Raw genomic sequence first — 14,376 nt, forward strand, 5'->3', positions numbered from 1 at the left:
AAGTGCTCGGAGGTACCACCCCATGTCCATCCGTAGATCCACCACGCGCGCGGGCCTGTCCGGCCTGCTCGCCACCGCCGCCCTGTTCGGCGCGGCGGGAACCGCCAATGCCATCGGCGGCATCGACTGGGACCTGCTCCCCTCGGGATCGGTGCAGATCGGCCCGCCCACCGGAAGTTCCATGGGTTCGTTCGACCTGGACCTAGGCAGCAGCACCGGTTCCGTCGACGCCGACCTCGGCTCCTCGGCACCCCCGCCGCGGCCGGACACCGGCTCGGCGATCCTCCCACCCCTCCCCGGCTCGGCGGGCTGAGTCACCCCGGCGCGCACCGCCCCCGGTGCGCGCCGCCCGGCCGACTCAGATGACGGTGCCAACGTCGGTGCGGATCAGGTTGGCGAGCGCGCGCTCGGCGATGGCGGCGATCGTCATCGACGGGTTACAGGCAGCGGTGTTGCCCGGCATGAGGGCTCCGTCGAGGACGTAGAGGCCGCGCTGACCGAGGACGCGGCCGTCGAGGTCGCAGACCGTACCCATATTGGCGCCACCGAGTGGATGCCAGGTGGAGGGGAACAGCGCGTTGGTGTCGAGGAGGGTGCCGCCCGGACCCGCGATGCGCCGGACCGCCGGATCGATGTGGCCGTCCTGGATGGCCCGATCACCGTCACCGGGCCAGCGCAGCGTCGCGGTGCCACCGCCGGACTCGTAGACGAATTCCCCACGGCCCGAACTGACTCCGTAGCCGACCAGCATGGTCGCTCCCGCGTCGACCGGCAGCGCCGGGATCGATGCCTGGATCACGGTGAACGCGGCGTTCGGGTCGTCCCAGTTCTTGCTGCCGTACACCACCGGACCGCCCTGCGTGGCGCCGAATCCGGCGGACGGGTCGCGCCAGACGTAGATCCGGTCGGCATTGGTGCCCCAGCCGCGGCCGAGCTCATCAGGCAGATCGGGGATCAGGCCCCGCCCCGCCGCTTGGACGAGCAGCCGCGTGGTGTTCAGGCTGCCCGCGGCCATGACCAGCGCCCCGGCGGTGATCACCTTGTGCTCCAGCACGTTTCCCGCGGTGTCGATCCGGTCGACCCGGATCACCCAGCGCCCGTCGGCGGCGCGTTCGACCTCGGTCACCTCGTGCAGCGTGCGCACCTCGACCAGACCGGTGGCCGCGGCGGCGGCCAGATAGGTGACGTCGACGGAGTGCTTACCACCGTTGTTCACGCCGAGCGCGCCGTCCCCGTTGGTGTAGGACGGTGTCATCTCCCCGCGCAGCTCGGCGAGGGCGTAGTTCCAGTCGATCGGCATCGGGATCTTCGCCAGCGGCAACCCGGCGGCGCGCACCCTTTCGGCGAATACCCTTGCCGCGGTGTAGTTCTCGTGCCGCACCAGCTCGTCCGGCGCGGGGGCGAGTCCGAGCATGGCCGCCACGCGCGGATAGTGGACGCGGTTCATGGTGTCCCAGTCCAGCCCGCCGGGGAAATGCGTTTCGAAGACCTCCCGCGTCGGTTGCAGCGACATACCCTGGTAGATCAGCGAGCCACCACCGAGCCCGGCCGCGCACAGCGCGGTCATGCCCGCACCCGGCACCGCTTCCACCAGACCGGCGTACGGCTCGAACACCAGCGGCCTGCCGAAGACCACCGGATCGGAGCGATACCAGAGCATGCGCTTGTCGGGACGGGTCGCCAGCGGGAAGGTCGTGGCGTTCGGACCGGTCGGCCAGCGCCTGCCGCGTTCGAGCAGCAGCACCGGCACGCCCGCTTCGGCCAGCCGCAGCGCGGTGACACCGCCGCCGAAGCCGGAGCCGATCACCACCACCCGATGCTCCTCCGTTGCGCGCGGGATGCCCAGGGCGGGTCGGGTGGTGGCCAGGGCGAGCCCGGCGGCGGCCGCGCCGGTGAGCAGGGCGCGGCGGGAGAGCTTCGACATGTGGGAACCTTCGTCCGGGATCGGTAACCGTGTTACCGGACGGCGACGTTACCATTCACCGGTGACCAGGGGCACCGATTCCGACGCATCGGCGAAGATCATCGCGGTGGTGCTCGACCTGCTGAGCACCGAGGGTTACGAGGCCGTCCAGCTGCGCGCCGTCGCCGCGCGGGCGCATGTCTCGCTGGCCAAGATCTACCGGCTCTTCCACACCAGGGACGAGCTGATAATCGCCGCCCTCGCCCAGTGGATGGACGCCAACGCCTACGCCGACGTGCGCCCGCCCGAGCCGGACGAACCGCTGCGCGAGAGCCTGAACCGGCTGCTGCGCAACGTATTCGAACCGTGGGAGCGCAACCCCGAGATGCTGGAGGCCTACCACCACGCCCGCACCGGCCCCGGCGGCGAACGCCTCGACAGCCAGGGCCTGCTCGCGGTCCTGCCCGCCGCCGAGGTCGCCCTGCGCGACCTCGACCCCGGCTACCTCGACGACCTCGGCCTGATCCTCGGCAATATGGCACTGGCCCTGATCGGCCGCTTCGCCGCCGGCACCCTCCCGATCACCCAGATCCTGACCACCATGGAACGCACGGTCTACCGTCTGACCACCGACAACGCCACCGCCGCCCGCCGCGGCACCCCCGCCTGACCCGCCCGCAGATCCGTTCGGGCACAACCGATACCTGTTTCCCGTCGGCGCGAAGGGGCATACGCCCGATGCGACGGATGTTCCGTCGCGATCTCGACGTAGATCCCAAAGCGAACAGGTGAGCTCCATGATTCTGCTCGGCGCCGTACTTCTCATAGCCGGACTCGTCTTCGGCGTCTCGCTGTTGTCGACCATCGGCATCGTCGTGCTGGTGATCGGTCTCGTCCTGGCCCTGGTCGGCAGCCTCGGCCGCCCGATCGGTGGCCGTCGCCACTACTACTGATCCGCCGTTGGAGGTACATCATGTCGGCGAACGTGTCCAGGATCCTGACATTCCTGGTGCTGTTGTGGCTGATCGTCGGCGTTGTCGCCGCAGGTCAGCGCGGCTACTACACCGAAAGAGAGCAGAACTGCGCGTCGCTTGGCACCATCGCGGTGACCGTGCTCGCCGGTCCGCTCAACTACATGGGCGTCAACCCCAAGGTGAACGACTGCACCCTGCCCGAGCCAAGCCAGTAGTCACCGTTGCGCGCGGGCGCGGATGAGCGCCGCGAGACGGTCCAGCGACTCCTGATTGCGGGCGGCGAAGACGACGTCCTGGGCCGGCCCCGGGATCAGTCGCGCCGGCCCGCCGCTGGCGCGTTCGGTCATCCTGATGGTGGTGTGCCCCGGTTCGGGTTCGGTGAGGGTGAGCCGGATCCAGGCCGAGCCGACCGACCACAGCCGGGCCTCGAGTTCGAGCCGGTGCGGTGGGTCCACCACACGCACCACGGTGGTGTCGCTGATCAGCACCGGCCACAACCCGAACCGGTAGTGGATGCGGCTGCCGACCGCGGGCCAGCCGGGATCGACTGCGCCGATGTGCGAGGCGCCGACCACCCAGCTCGCGTACAGCCAGCCGTCGGCCAGGGTGGCGAACGCGGCGGCGGGCTCGACGGGCACCGTGACCTCGGCAGTCAGCATGTCTGGTTCCTCGTCCGTCCCGGAAGTCCGACCGCTCCAGGGTAATCCGCGCACGCCACGCGCGCCGGTCGAGCACGGCCGCGCGCCACGCCGGAACCGGTGATGCGGGAAAATTGCTGTACAGCGATCACACGTGGGATCGTTCCCGTATGCCCACGGAACAAGCGCGGCTGGGTGACCCTCCCGGCCCCGCCGGCCGGACGGCCGAACGCACCGTTTTCGGTCACCCGATCGGCCTGACCAACCTGTTCGGCGTCGAGCTGTGGGAGCGTTTCTCCTTCTACGGCATGCTCACGATCCTGGGCTACTACCTCTACTACTCGACGACCGACGGCGGCCTCGGCCTGGAACAGAGCACCGCGCTCGGCATCGTCGGCGCCTACGGCGGACTGGTGTATCTGTCCACCGTCGTCGGCGGCTGGATTGCCGACCGAGTGCTGGGCATGGAACGCACCGTCTTCTACGGCGGCGTCGTGGTGATGGCGGGCCATCTCGCGCTGGCGATCCTGCCAGGACTGGCCGGGGTCGGCGTCGGCCTTGTGCTCGTCGCGTTCGGCAGCGGCGCGCTGAAGGCCAACGCCTCCTCGCTGCTCGGCACCCTCTACGCGCCCTCGGACGCCAGGGTCGACGGCGGCTTCACGCTGTTCTATCTCGGCATCAACCTCGGCGCCTTCACCGGGCCGCTGCTGACCGGCCTGCTGCAACGCGAGTGGGGCTTCCACGTCGGCTTCGGTGCGGCCGCGGTCGGCATGGCACTCGGCCTCACCCAGTACGCGGTGTTCCGGCGCAACCTGGGCACGCACGGACGCGCGGTACCCAACCCGCTCACCCGCCGCGAGCTGACCCCGGTGCTGATCGGGGTCGGGGTGGCCGCGGTCGTGATGCTGGTGGCCGCGCTGACGAAGCTGGTCACCCTCGACAACCTCTCCGACGTCACCACCGGCGTGATCGTGGTGGCCTCGATCGCCTACTTCGCGGTGCTGCTCACCAGCGCGAAGGTGACGCCCATCGAGCGCACCAGGGTGCGCGCTTTCATCCCGCTGTTCATCGCCAACGCGGTGTTCTGGTCGCTGTTCCAGCAGATGTTCACCATGCTCGCGGTGTACTCCGACGAGCGCGTCGACTGGCAGATCTTCGGCTGGGACGCACCGCCGAGCTGGATCGGCTCGGTGGAGCCGGTGTGGATCATCGCGCTCTCGCCACTGTTCGCGCTGATGTGGACCAAGCTGGGCAACCGGGCGCCGAGCACGCCGATCAAGTTCGCGCTCGGCGTCATCGGCATGGGCATCGCGTTCTGGCTGTTCGCCCTGCTGAGCGGGTTCGACGGCAAGACCGTTCCGGTGCTCGCGGTGTTCGCCATCCTCGGCGGGTTCGCGGTCTCGGAGCTGCTGCTCTCGCCGATCGGACTGGCCGTCACCACCCATCTCGCACCCGCCGCGTACCGCTCGCAGATGATGGCGCTGTACTTCTTCTCGGTCGGTATCGGCACCTCCATGGCCGGCACCCTTGCCCGCTACTACAGCCCCGACAGCGAGAGCGCCTATTTCGGCATCAGCGGCGGGGCGGCCATCGCGGCGGGACTCGCCGTCATCGCGTGCGCTCCCTGGATCAAGCGCCACATGCAGGGCGTGCACTGACCTGCGTCCGGGTATTCCCCGCCGACATTCGCACCATAAGGAGAAAGAGCGTGCCGACACCGGAGGCCACCCAGGGAGCGGGCCGCCCGAACGGATTGTTCCGCACCAAATCCGTCGAGCAGTCCATCCTGGACACCGACGAACCCGACGCCAGACTCCGCAAGGACCTCACGGCATGGGATCTCACGATCTTCGGCGTCGCCGTGGTCGTCGGCGCGGGCATCTTCACCCTGACCGCGCGGACCGCGGGCAACCTGGCAGGCCCCTCGGTCTCGCTGGCGTTCGTGTTCGCCGCGATCGCCTGCGGGCTCACCGCCGTCTGCTACGCCGAGTTCGCCTCCACCGTCCCGGTCGCGGGCAGCGCCTACACCTATTCCTACGCCACCTTCGGTGAACTGGTGGCCTGGATCATCGGCTGGGACCTCATCCTCGAGTTCGCCCTGGCAGCCTCGGTGGTCGCCAAAGGCTGGTCGCAGTACCTGGGCACGGTCTTCGGATTCGAGTCGGCCACCGTGCAGTGGGGCTCGGTCACCTTCGACTGGGGTGCGGTGACGCTGATCGCCGTGCTCGGTGTGCTGCTGGCACTCGGCACCAAGATCTCCTCGCGGGTCTCGGCGATCGCGGTGGCGATCAAGCTGGGTGTGATCGCGGTGGTGCTGGTCGTCGGCGTCACCTACTTCAAGGCATCCAATCTGAGCCCTTACATTCCGCCCGCGCAGCCGTCCGAGAACGGAGACAGCGGGCTGCACCAGTCGCTGTTCTCGTTCCTCACCGGCGCCGAGGGCAGCAATTTCGGCTGGTACGGGCTGCTCGCCGCGGCCAGCATCGTGTTCTTCGCCTTCCTCGGCTTCGACGTCGTCGCCACCGCCGCCGAGGAGACCAAGAACCCGCAGAAGGCGGTGCCGCGTGGCATCCTCGGATCGCTGCTCATCGTCACCGTGCTCTACGTCGCGGTGACGTTGGTGCTCACCGGCATGGTGCCCTACACCGAACTGTCCGGCGACAACGCCACCCTGGCGACAGCGTTCGCGATCCACGGGGTGGACTGGGCCAAGAACATCATCTCCATCGGCGCGCTGGCCGGCCTGACCACGGTGGTGATGGTGCTGTTCCTCGGCCAGACCCGCGTGCTGTTCGCCATGTCGCGCGACGGGCTGCTGCCGCGATCCCTCGCCCAGACCGGCAAGCGCGGCACCCCGGTCCGGCTCACCGTGCTCGTCGGCGTCGTCTGCGCGGCGCTGTCCGGGTTCGCCGATTTCGGTGCGCTGGAGGAGATGGTGAACATCGGTACCCTGTTCGCCTTCGTGCTGGTGTCGGTCGGCGTCATCGTGCTGCGCCGCACCAGGCCCGACCTGTCCCGCGGCTTCCGCGTCCCCCTGGTACCGCTCATCCCGATCCTCGCCGTGCTGTCCTGCCTGTGGCTGATGGTCAACCTCTCGGTCGACACCTGGCTGCGCTTCCTTGTCTGGATGACCATCGGCTTCGCCATCTACTTCGCCTACAGCCGCCACCACTCGTTACTCGGCAAACGACCCTCCAGCTGACCAACACCCGGCCGGTCCGGCGTGGTCCACCCCGACACGCCGAACCGACCGGGTCCCCAGCCAAAATTCCGGTACACCCGTACGAGTAGCTAGGCTGTCCGAGACGCCCCCATAGCCCAATTGGCAGAGGCAGCGGACTTAAAATCCGCCGAGTCAGGGTTCGAATCCCTGTGGGGGCACTTCATCTGCGCAGGCAATGGGCTCGCACGCGCGGCGCCCAGCATCAACTCGCCTGCCCGGGCCGCAGACCCTCCGCAACCGCGCGTTGCGGGTGGTCGGCCGCGTCTCCGTAGTCACCGGAGGGATTCATTTCACGACACGTGCCCACGCATCTCCTACTGCGCACAGCGCGGTCGCAGCGCTGATTGTCAGTCGCGTTTGCCCAGACAGTTGCGTGTTCCAGTCGTCCTCGTCCGGTGCACGATCGAACATCTGCGGGGCGGGGAGTCGGTTGGTCGGGCCATACCTCCGGTACAGCGCTCCAGCAGCACTGTCGATCGCACCGATGTTGTTCAGCGCCCAGAGATCCCACGGGTCACGTGGAGCGCTCCGGTCGTGCCATGTCGCGGTTTTCCCTGCGACAAAGGCCGGCAAAGTGGGCACGAGAAGTTCGGCCGGCGGCACGTCGCTGTACCGTTGTTCGAGCTCGCGGAGTTCTGTCGGCCACACCGGCCTGCCACGTGCCGACAGCAACTGGATCTTCACGGACAAGCCGGATCCCGAGCGAAGTAGAGCAGCTCCGGCATCGGGGACATTACTCAACGGCGGCGCCGAGTCGAGTCGCCCAAAGCTCCGCGCGACAGATCGCGGCAATGCCGCGTCGCGTTCGGCAGCCAGCGCCGTTCGGCTGTCGAGCGCAATCAGGTCGATGTCTTCACTCCGAATTGAGCTGCGACACTGTCACGGTCGTCGATACTCATGCCCGACCCAACCTTCCACACGTCGAAGCGCCGCACCCAGACGCTGGTCCTTGGCAAGCTGCGCCAGTCTGGCCGGATCGCTACGACGGTAGAGCGTCTCGATCGCCGGACGGACCTCTGGCTCGGCATTGCCGAGTTCCGGGCGCCTGGCAAGATCGAGCACGGTCTGCTCCGGCGTCGTGACCAATGCTGAGCCCAACGGTGTTTCAACCCGCTCCGCATCGAGTGCCTCGGTATCGCGGCGGACGAACCGGACCTGTGCGGAGCGGTCGGTCAAGGCGATCGGCCGGTGCTGACGTGGAACCGCGACAATCGCCGTCGCCAGCGCACGAGGCACGGCTCCCAGCACACGGGCGGCGCTGATACCCATGACGATGGCCTGATCCGGCCCATAGATCGATGACGCGATACCCGCGGCGACTGCTTCGAGGCCGGGCAGCCAGGTCCGGCCGACATAGTCCGGTGCAACGACGATGTAGTAACCGTGTGCAACGCGGTGCAGCACCCCTCGATCGACAAGCCGCGCGATCTCTGGCCGCGGTTGGGCATAGATGTGGGCCAAGTCCTGCGGCCGCACGGTTCGGAGCGGTACCCGCCAAAGCTCACTGGGTAGCACTGTGCCGCGGTGCCCTACCATCGGGGCCACCTCCCGAGAAGTATGCAACTAGTTGGCTTTAACCCAACGAAATGCATACTACCCGAGTTCCGGGTTCACGGTTGCAGCCCACACTCCGAGTCCGGATCCTGGCGGACGGCGTGACCCGCGGCAAGAGCATCGTCCGCCGGATGAGGCATCCTCGGCGATCGGGTGCTCAATCTGAAGCAGACCAGCCTTCAGCGTTGCCCCAGAGGGGCCGAGAACTTCAGACGAGGTCTCCCCAGAAGGCGACGAGGGGCGGTCGATTCCAGTCATCGCTGATGGACCAGCCGTCTTCGCCGTGGTCGGCGAACTCGTTGGTGATGTAGTTCGCGAGGTCGGTGCCGTAGATGATGATGTCGGTCTGGTGAACAGAGAGCACCGGGTGTCCGTAGACGCGGCGTCCGCTGGGGAGGTAGCGGTGAGCGAACACCGGGACGAGCTTGGGCACTCGGCTGAGGTGGCTTCGCGCGGCCGTGAGTGCTTCGACGAGGTTATTGGGGCGTTCACCCCAGCCTTGCATCCAGAGGCCGTGCTCGACGTCGACCAGTACGCCTTCGACCGCCCAGCCGACATGGGCGCGAAGGGCTGCGGTGTCGCCGTTGCGCCAGTCCGGCCAGGGGTGGTGTGGTTGAGCATCGCACCGCGACGACCCAGATCTGCCGGTTGCCTGCACGGACGTTCCCGAATACCATCGACATATCAGTGCACAACTGTTCACTCAAATCGATAGGCAGGGTGGGCGATGGGGTCTCGTCACACGGATACGTTCAGCACATTGCGCGATCAGGTGCGCGCGGATCTGCGCACGGCCACCGAGTTCGTTCAGGAAGCCCGTGCCGTCGCCGGTGTCAGGGGACGGGGGATCGGCAGGCTCGCCGACCGGGTCCGTCGCGACGTGACGGCAGAGGCCAGGGCGTTCGCCGACGACATCACCGATCTCGCCGACGCGGCCCTGCGCTCACGCACCGACAGCCGCAGATCCCGAATCAGCGACGCCATCACACGCCGCTCACGACGAGGTCGTTGACACTTCCAGGAGAGTCAACGACCTCGACACCCGCGGCCCACTCGACCGGATTCGCCACACCGTGGGCCTACCGTAGAACTATGAGTGCCGAACCTGTACCGGGTGGAGTCGTGCACGCACTGCCCGACGACCTGCGCACGGCGCTGGCCGGGCACTCGGTGGCGCTGGCGGCGTGGCGGGATATCACGCCGCTGGCGCGCAACGAGTTCATCTGCTGGGTGGAGGATGCCAAGCAGGCCCCTACCAGACAACGGCGGATTCGGCGGGCGCAGGAGGAGCTGGAAGAGGGCCAGCGGCGGCCGTGCTGCTGGCCCGGATGCAAGCACCGCGAGCGGACCGGGTCCTAGCTGATCAAACCCTTGGCGATGTGGGTGACCTGGATTTCGTTGCTGCCCGCGTAGATCATCAGGGACTTGGCGTCGCGGGCGAGCTGTTCGACCTTGTATTCGGCCATGTAGCCGTTGCCGCCGAACAGCTGCACGGCTTCCATCGCGACCTCGGTGGCGGCGCGAGAGGAGTACAACTTCATCGCCGACGCCTCGGCCAGGGTCACCTTGTCGCCGGCCGCGGTGCGCTCGATGGCGTTGAACACCATGTTCTGCACATTGATCCTGGCGATCTCCATCTCGGCCAGCTTCAGCTGGATGAGCTGGAACTGGGCGATCTCCTTGCCCCACAGCTTGCGTGACTTGGCGTATTCCACGCACAGGCGGTGGCATTCGTTGATGATGCCGAGGGCAAGGGACGCGATACCGATCCGTTCGGCCGCGAAAGACTCCTTGGCGCTTTCCTTTCCGTCACCCTTGGCGGGGTTCTCGGTTTCGCCGAGCAGCCGGTCGGGGGTGATGCGGACGTTCTCGAAGAACAGTTCGCCGGTGGGCGAGGAGTTCATGCCCATCTTCTTGAACGCGGGGCTCTGCACGAAACCGGGCATGCCCTTGTCGAGCACGAAGGTGAGCACCTTGCGGTCGCGGCGGTCGGTGCCGTCCTGCTCGTCGAGCTTGGCGTAGACGACGGTGACATCGGCGTGCGGGCCGTTGGTGATGAAGGTCTTGCGGCCGTTGAGGATGTAGTCGGCGCCGTCGCGGCGGACATAGGACTTCATCCCGCCGAAGGCGTCGGAGCCGGAGTCGGGTTCGGTGATGGCCCAGGCGCCGACCTTCTCCATGGTGACCAGGTCGGGCAGCCAGCGCTTCTTCTGCGCGAGGGTGCCGCGGCTGCGGATGGTGCCGACAGTGAGGCCGAGACTCACACCCATCGAAGCGACCAGGCCGAGGCTGACACCGGCCAGCTCGCTGTTGAGGATCACGCCCATACCGCCCGCGCCGCTGAACCCGCCACCGGACTTGCCGGACCCGGTGCTGCCGGACTCCTCGCGGGCCAGCGCCTTGGCCAGTCCTTCGCGCGCCATCTCGTCCAGCCCGAAGGTGGCGTAGAGCTTGCGGATGATGTCGAACGGCGGCAGCGCGCCGCTTTCCAGCTGGTCGATGTGCGGGGTGATCTCCTTGGCGATGAACCCGCGCACGGCCTCGCGGAACATCAGGTCTTCGTCGGACCACTGGTACATCTGCAGAACTCCCGTGGGGGTCGCCGGAACTTTCCCCAAATATAGAACACGTTCCACTTTGGCGGCAGGCTTGGCCCACCCCATGGAACACATTCCAGCTTGACGGCAGCCTTGGTCCACCCCTATAGAACACGTTCTATTTATTGCCGATCGTGGCCCCTGACACGGTTCCCGTGATCCGGTTCGGGGCGTAGGTTCACAAGAGACTGATCGTCAACACAAAGGGGTGGTATCGATGCGAGTGGTCAAGCGAATCAGGGGATACGCCAAGGCGATCGGGCAGGCGCGGCGCCATCGCGGCGATCTGGTCGGGTGGCTCGGCAGGCGCCCGCAGCTCGCGGCGGCGACCATGACCTACGAGACGGCCCTGCTGTTCAGCAACCGGCTCGATCCCCGGCTCAAGGAGCTCGCTGAACTGAAGACGGCGGGACTGGTGGCCTGCCAGTTCTGCCTGGACATCGGCTCGGCCCTGGCCCATACCGCCGGACTGACCGAACGGCAGATCATCGATCTGCCCCGCTACCGGACCAGCGACGCCTACACCGAGCTGGAGAAGCTGGTGCTGGCGTTCGCCGAGGCGATGACGACCACGCCGGCGGTCGAGCTCGACGATCTGCGCGCCGAGCTGCTCACTCACCTGTCCAAGGCGCAGCTCACCGAACTGGCCGCGACCATCGCGTGGGAGAACCAGCGGGCACGGCTCAATCAGGGCCTCGGCGTGCAGCCCACCGGCATGGCCGACGGGATGGTGTGCGCGATGCCGGAACCGCGGTCCGCGCACCTGGACGAGCCGAAGGCGGCCGACGGGTCGTAGGCGGCCGACGGGTCGTGACCCTCAGCGGTCCACCCAGGCGGGTGCCGTGCGGGTGATGATCGGACCGACGAACTCCCGGAGCATGGCCGCTTCGTCGGCGGCGTCGCGGCCGGGAGTGGCAAGGAACGAGACGATCACGCGGGTGAGCCAGCGGGCGAGCCTGCTGCGTTCGGGGTCGCTGAGGTCGGCGTCGGCGAACATGGCCGCCGCGAGGGATTCGATGACATCGGAATCCTGACTGATCCGGCCCGCCGTGCCCGAATCGCCGGGCCGGAACCACGCGATGAGCAGCGGATCGGCGCGGACGGCGGCGATGGCGCCGAGCATCGCGGCGACGATGCGCTCCCCCGGGTCGGCGATGTCGCGGACCCGCTCGGCCAGCCCGGCGACGATGCGGCGGGTCTCGCGGTGCACGAACGCGATCCGCACGGCCTGCCGGTTCTCGAAGTAGCGGTAGAGCGTGGCTCGCGAGCAGCCTGCGGCCGCGGCGATATCGCGCATTCCGACCGCCGCGACACCACGCTCCGCGAACAGCCGCGCTGCGGCGTCGATGATGCGCTCGGCGGCCAGATCCGCACGGTCGGTCGCCAGCCAATCACCGCTCATTCCGCACCTGCCTGGCCAACCGGCGACCAGCACGGACCGGCCACGGCGCCGGTCCCCGCTGCCGACCTCCCACTGCGCAGCGCAGCCACGCGGCCGTCACAGGCCACCACCCGCCGCCGACCGCGTACCGGGCACAGTCGCCCCCACTGCCCCTGCCCGATCCTGTCGGGCCCCTTGCGACGCGGCTGGCGATCCACCGGTTGCCACCGCGCCGCCACTATCCGCCGACCGCCCATACCGCGCATCCTAGCGACGGCCGCCCCGCTCGCCGGCACGTCACGCCGCCGCCCGGAATGGCACCGAGACCGGCCACCGCACGTAGTTACCCTGCGACCAGCGCACGGCGTCGAGGTCGACGGTGAACTCCGGGCAACGGGTCAGCAGCTCCTCGAGCGCCACTCTGGCCTGCATGCGGGCGGCGGCCGCGCCGAGGCAGTGGTGGTGCCCGTGACTGAAGGTGAGGATGCGTTTGGGATTGCGGCGGACATCGAGTTCGGCTGCGGTGGGGCCGAACTCGCGCTCGTCCCGATTGGCCGAGCCGTAGAGCAACAGGACGCGCCTGCCCGCCGGAATCGTGGTGTCGTGCAGGTCGACGTCGCGAGTGGTGGTGCGGGCCAGACCCTGCACCGGTGAGGTCATGCGCAGGAATTCCTCGACGGCGTCGGGGATGAGTGACGGGTCGTCGACCAGCCGCGCGCGCTGGTCGGGGTAGGTGGTGAGGAGCTGCACCGCGCCACCGAGATTGCCGGTGGTGGTGTCGTTGCCGCCGGTGATCATCGTGAAGGCGAAGCCGAGAATCGCGACCAACCCGTCGTTGTCGCCGTCTGCGCCGAGGCCGGAGGCCAGCAGGTGCGAGATGGTGTCATCGCCCGGTTCGACACGGCGCCGCGCGATCAGCTCGCCGAAGTAGCCGACCAGTTCGCCGACGGCGGTGAAGGCGTGCTGGTCACCGGCGGCCAGGCCCGCTCCGGCCACCGCGCCGCCGACGATGCTCTCGGTCCACTCGTCGAACTTGCCGTGATCGCGTTCGGGGACCCCGAGATAGTGGGCGACCACCATGGTCGGTAGCGGCTTGAACAGGTCGGCCACGATATCGCCGCCGCCGTCGGCGCGCAGCCGCTCGATCCGCTCGACGACGAACCTGCGCACCGCCGGTTCGACCGAATTCACTTGGCGCGGCGTGAATCCCGGCGCGACACGACGGCGGAAGTCGGTGTGCTCGGGCGGGTCCATGAAGACGAACGGTTTCACGTCGCCGAACCCGGCCGCCGCCAGGTCGACGTAGTCGACTGTCAGCCCCGAGGCGGAGGAGAAGGTTTCCGGGTCCCGCGCGGCGGCCCACACGTCGGCGTGCCGGGACAGCACGTAGAAATCGTCGGCTTCGCGACCGGCGGGAACCACCCGGTGGACGGGGTCCTGATCGCGCAGTGCCGAGTACATGGGCCAGGGATCACGCCAGGTCTCCCCGGAGCTTAGTTCGAATCCGACCGTGCGAGACGCCGTTGAGCTCATGACTCTACGGTAAGACATCTCTACCTATATGTCTCACGAATCGGTGTGGTTGCCTGCCGGAAAAGCGATTGCCCGGCGGAGCATGGATGTGGCCTCCTTGTGCGGATGAAAAGACAGCGACCGGGGAACGCCCGGTACACCGGAGACGGACTGAAACTGCACCGGCATGCCGTGCGGGGAGTCCGTGGGGTGCGCACGGTGCTGACGCCGCGGCCGGGCACCCACGCCAGGTTCAGCACCAACCGCTTCCACGACACCCGGCACGTACTGTCCGACGAGCACGGCGCGCGACTGCTGTGGGGACTCGCATTCCAGGCCGAGCCGGGAACGGTAGTGCTGGATCACGCCGGAACGCCGCCGCGAGCTCCTGACCGAACTCGCCCCCACCCGCCCAACCGGTACCGACCCGCCGCCACCGGGCGCCGGTGCGACCACGACGCCGCTGAACCCGGCGACACCACCCGATGACCGTTCCCATCCGGATACCCCTCCCGATCCGAATACCCCTGCGTCATCGACCACGAATATCTCGGATTCACCCGGGGCTGGCGAATTCTTCGGGCGGGTTCGGTG

17 protein-coding genes and 1 tRNA gene are annotated in these 14,376 nt (G+C 68.1%); 10 read left to right on the top strand and 8 right to left on the bottom strand.

Annotated elements, in window-relative coordinates; translation table 11 throughout:
* The first annotated feature begins 22 nt into the window (after positions 1 to 22).
* Positions 23 to 313 carry a hypothetical protein gene (locus ACFOW8_RS12125; protein ID WP_378550134.1) on the top strand — a complete coding sequence of 97 codons (291 nt, stop codon included), beginning with the start codon at positions 23 to 25 and terminating at the stop codon, positions 311 to 313.
* A 45-nt stretch (positions 314 to 358) separates the two neighbouring features.
* Here the strand turns inward: ACFOW8_RS12125 and ACFOW8_RS12130 are convergent, their stop codons facing one another.
* Positions 359 to 1,924, bottom strand: coding sequence for a GMC oxidoreductase (locus tag ACFOW8_RS12130; protein ID WP_378550137.1), 1,566 nt, complete (start codon positions 1,922 to 1,924; stop codon positions 359 to 361).
* Positions 1,925 to 1,985: 61 nt separating this feature from the next.
* Between ACFOW8_RS12130 and ACFOW8_RS12135 the strand changes: the two genes are divergently transcribed.
* The 3 genes from ACFOW8_RS12135 (at position 1,986) to ACFOW8_RS12145 (ending at position 3,092) form a co-directional block, all read left to right on the top strand.
* The gene (locus ACFOW8_RS12135) at positions 1,986 to 2,573 is read left to right on the top strand and encodes a TetR family transcriptional regulator (RefSeq protein WP_378550140.1); all 588 of its coding nucleotides are present in this window, start codon (positions 1,986 to 1,988) and stop codon (positions 2,571 to 2,573) included.
* 127 nt (positions 2,574 to 2,700) lie between these two features.
* Positions 2,701 to 2,856, top strand: coding sequence for a DUF6131 family protein (locus tag ACFOW8_RS12140; RefSeq protein WP_378550738.1), 156 nt, complete (start codon positions 2,701 to 2,703; stop codon positions 2,854 to 2,856).
* A 20-nt stretch (positions 2,857 to 2,876) separates the two neighbouring features.
* On the top strand, positions 2,877 to 3,092 hold the full coding sequence (locus ACFOW8_RS12145; protein ID WP_378550143.1) for a hypothetical protein: 216 nt from the start codon (positions 2,877 to 2,879) through the stop codon (positions 3,090 to 3,092).
* Here ACFOW8_RS12145 and ACFOW8_RS12150 read toward each other — a convergent pair whose 3' ends face one another.
* Positions 3,093 to 3,536: an SRPBCC family protein gene (locus ACFOW8_RS12150; RefSeq protein ID WP_378550146.1), complete on the bottom strand. Its 444-nt coding sequence runs from the start codon at positions 3,534 to 3,536 to the stop codon at positions 3,093 to 3,095. It abuts the gene before it with no gap.
* A gap of 149 nt (positions 3,537 to 3,685) precedes the next feature.
* On the opposite strand from ACFOW8_RS12150, the gene ACFOW8_RS12155 reads away from it, so the two are divergent.
* From ACFOW8_RS12155 to ACFOW8_RS12165, 3 genes are all read left to right on the top strand, one after another.
* Positions 3,686 to 5,173, top strand: coding sequence for a peptide MFS transporter (locus ACFOW8_RS12155; protein WP_378550149.1), 1,488 nt, complete (start codon positions 3,686 to 3,688; stop codon positions 5,171 to 5,173).
* A gap of 50 nt (positions 5,174 to 5,223) precedes the next feature.
* A complete protein-coding gene (locus ACFOW8_RS12160) occupies positions 5,224 to 6,717 on the top strand; it encodes an amino acid permease (protein ID WP_378550152.1) in 1,494 nt (497 codons plus the stop codon).
* Positions 6,718 to 6,822: 105 nt separating this feature from the next.
* Positions 6,823 to 6,896 (top strand) — tRNA-Leu (locus ACFOW8_RS12165).
* Positions 6,897 to 7,023: 127 nt separating this feature from the next.
* On the opposite strand, the gene ACFOW8_RS12170 is transcribed toward ACFOW8_RS12165, so the two are convergent.
* The 3 genes from ACFOW8_RS12170 to ACFOW8_RS12180 all read right to left on the bottom strand — a co-directional run bounded on the left by ACFOW8_RS12170 (position 7,024) and on the right by ACFOW8_RS12180 (position 8,950).
* Positions 7,024 to 7,602: a nucleotidyl transferase AbiEii/AbiGii toxin family protein gene (locus ACFOW8_RS12170; protein ID WP_378550740.1), complete on the bottom strand. Its 579-nt coding sequence runs from the start codon at positions 7,600 to 7,602 to the stop codon at positions 7,024 to 7,026.
* Between the two features lie 15 nt (positions 7,603 to 7,617).
* Positions 7,618 to 8,214: a type IV toxin-antitoxin system AbiEi family antitoxin domain-containing protein gene (locus ACFOW8_RS12175; RefSeq protein ID WP_378550154.1), complete on the bottom strand. Its 597-nt coding sequence runs from the start codon at positions 8,212 to 8,214 to the stop codon at positions 7,618 to 7,620.
* A gap of 286 nt (positions 8,215 to 8,500) precedes the next feature.
* Positions 8,501 to 8,950: a hypothetical protein gene (locus tag ACFOW8_RS12180; protein ID WP_378550157.1), complete on the bottom strand. Its 450-nt coding sequence runs from the start codon at positions 8,948 to 8,950 to the stop codon at positions 8,501 to 8,503.
* Between the two features lie 102 nt (positions 8,951 to 9,052).
* Between ACFOW8_RS12180 and ACFOW8_RS12185 the strand changes: the two genes are divergently transcribed.
* Positions 9,053 to 9,304 carry a hypothetical protein gene (locus ACFOW8_RS12185; protein ID WP_378550160.1) on the top strand — a complete coding sequence of 84 codons (252 nt, stop codon included), beginning with the start codon at positions 9,053 to 9,055 and terminating at the stop codon, positions 9,302 to 9,304.
* Between the two features lie 80 nt (positions 9,305 to 9,384).
* Positions 9,385 to 9,651: a YdeI/OmpD-associated family protein gene (locus tag ACFOW8_RS12190; RefSeq protein ID WP_378550163.1), complete on the top strand. Its 267-nt coding sequence runs from the start codon at positions 9,385 to 9,387 to the stop codon at positions 9,649 to 9,651.
* On the opposite strand, the gene ACFOW8_RS12195 is transcribed toward ACFOW8_RS12190, so the two are convergent.
* Positions 9,648 to 10,871, bottom strand: a complete 1,224-nt coding sequence (locus tag ACFOW8_RS12195; protein WP_378550166.1) for an acyl-CoA dehydrogenase family protein — start codon at positions 10,869 to 10,871, stop codon at positions 9,648 to 9,650. The genes ACFOW8_RS12190 and ACFOW8_RS12195 overlap by 4 nt on opposite strands.
* Before the next feature lie 235 nt (positions 10,872 to 11,106).
* On the opposite strand from ACFOW8_RS12195, the gene ACFOW8_RS12200 reads away from it, so the two are divergent.
* On the top strand, positions 11,107 to 11,685 hold the full coding sequence (locus ACFOW8_RS12200; protein ID WP_378550169.1) for a carboxymuconolactone decarboxylase family protein: 579 nt from the start codon (positions 11,107 to 11,109) through the stop codon (positions 11,683 to 11,685).
* 21 nt (positions 11,686 to 11,706) lie between these two features.
* Here ACFOW8_RS12200 and ACFOW8_RS12205 read toward each other — a convergent pair whose 3' ends face one another.
* Together ACFOW8_RS12205 and ACFOW8_RS12210 are read right to left on the bottom strand one after the other, a co-directional pair.
* Positions 11,707 to 12,291 (bottom strand): TetR/AcrR family transcriptional regulator, encoded by a 585-nt coding sequence (locus ACFOW8_RS12205; RefSeq protein WP_378550172.1) that lies wholly within the window; start codon positions 12,289 to 12,291, stop codon positions 11,707 to 11,709.
* Positions 12,292 to 12,567: 276 nt separating this feature from the next.
* A complete protein-coding gene (locus tag ACFOW8_RS12210) occupies positions 12,568 to 13,803 on the bottom strand; it encodes a cytochrome P450 (RefSeq protein WP_378550175.1) in 1,236 nt (411 codons plus the stop codon).
* Positions 13,804 to 14,376: the final 573 nt, after the last annotated feature.

Source organism: Nocardia rhizosphaerae, assembly GCF_042650365.1.
In the GTDB taxonomy this organism is placed as follows: domain Bacteria; phylum Actinomycetota; class Actinomycetes; order Mycobacteriales; family Mycobacteriaceae; genus Nocardia; species Nocardia rhizosphaerae.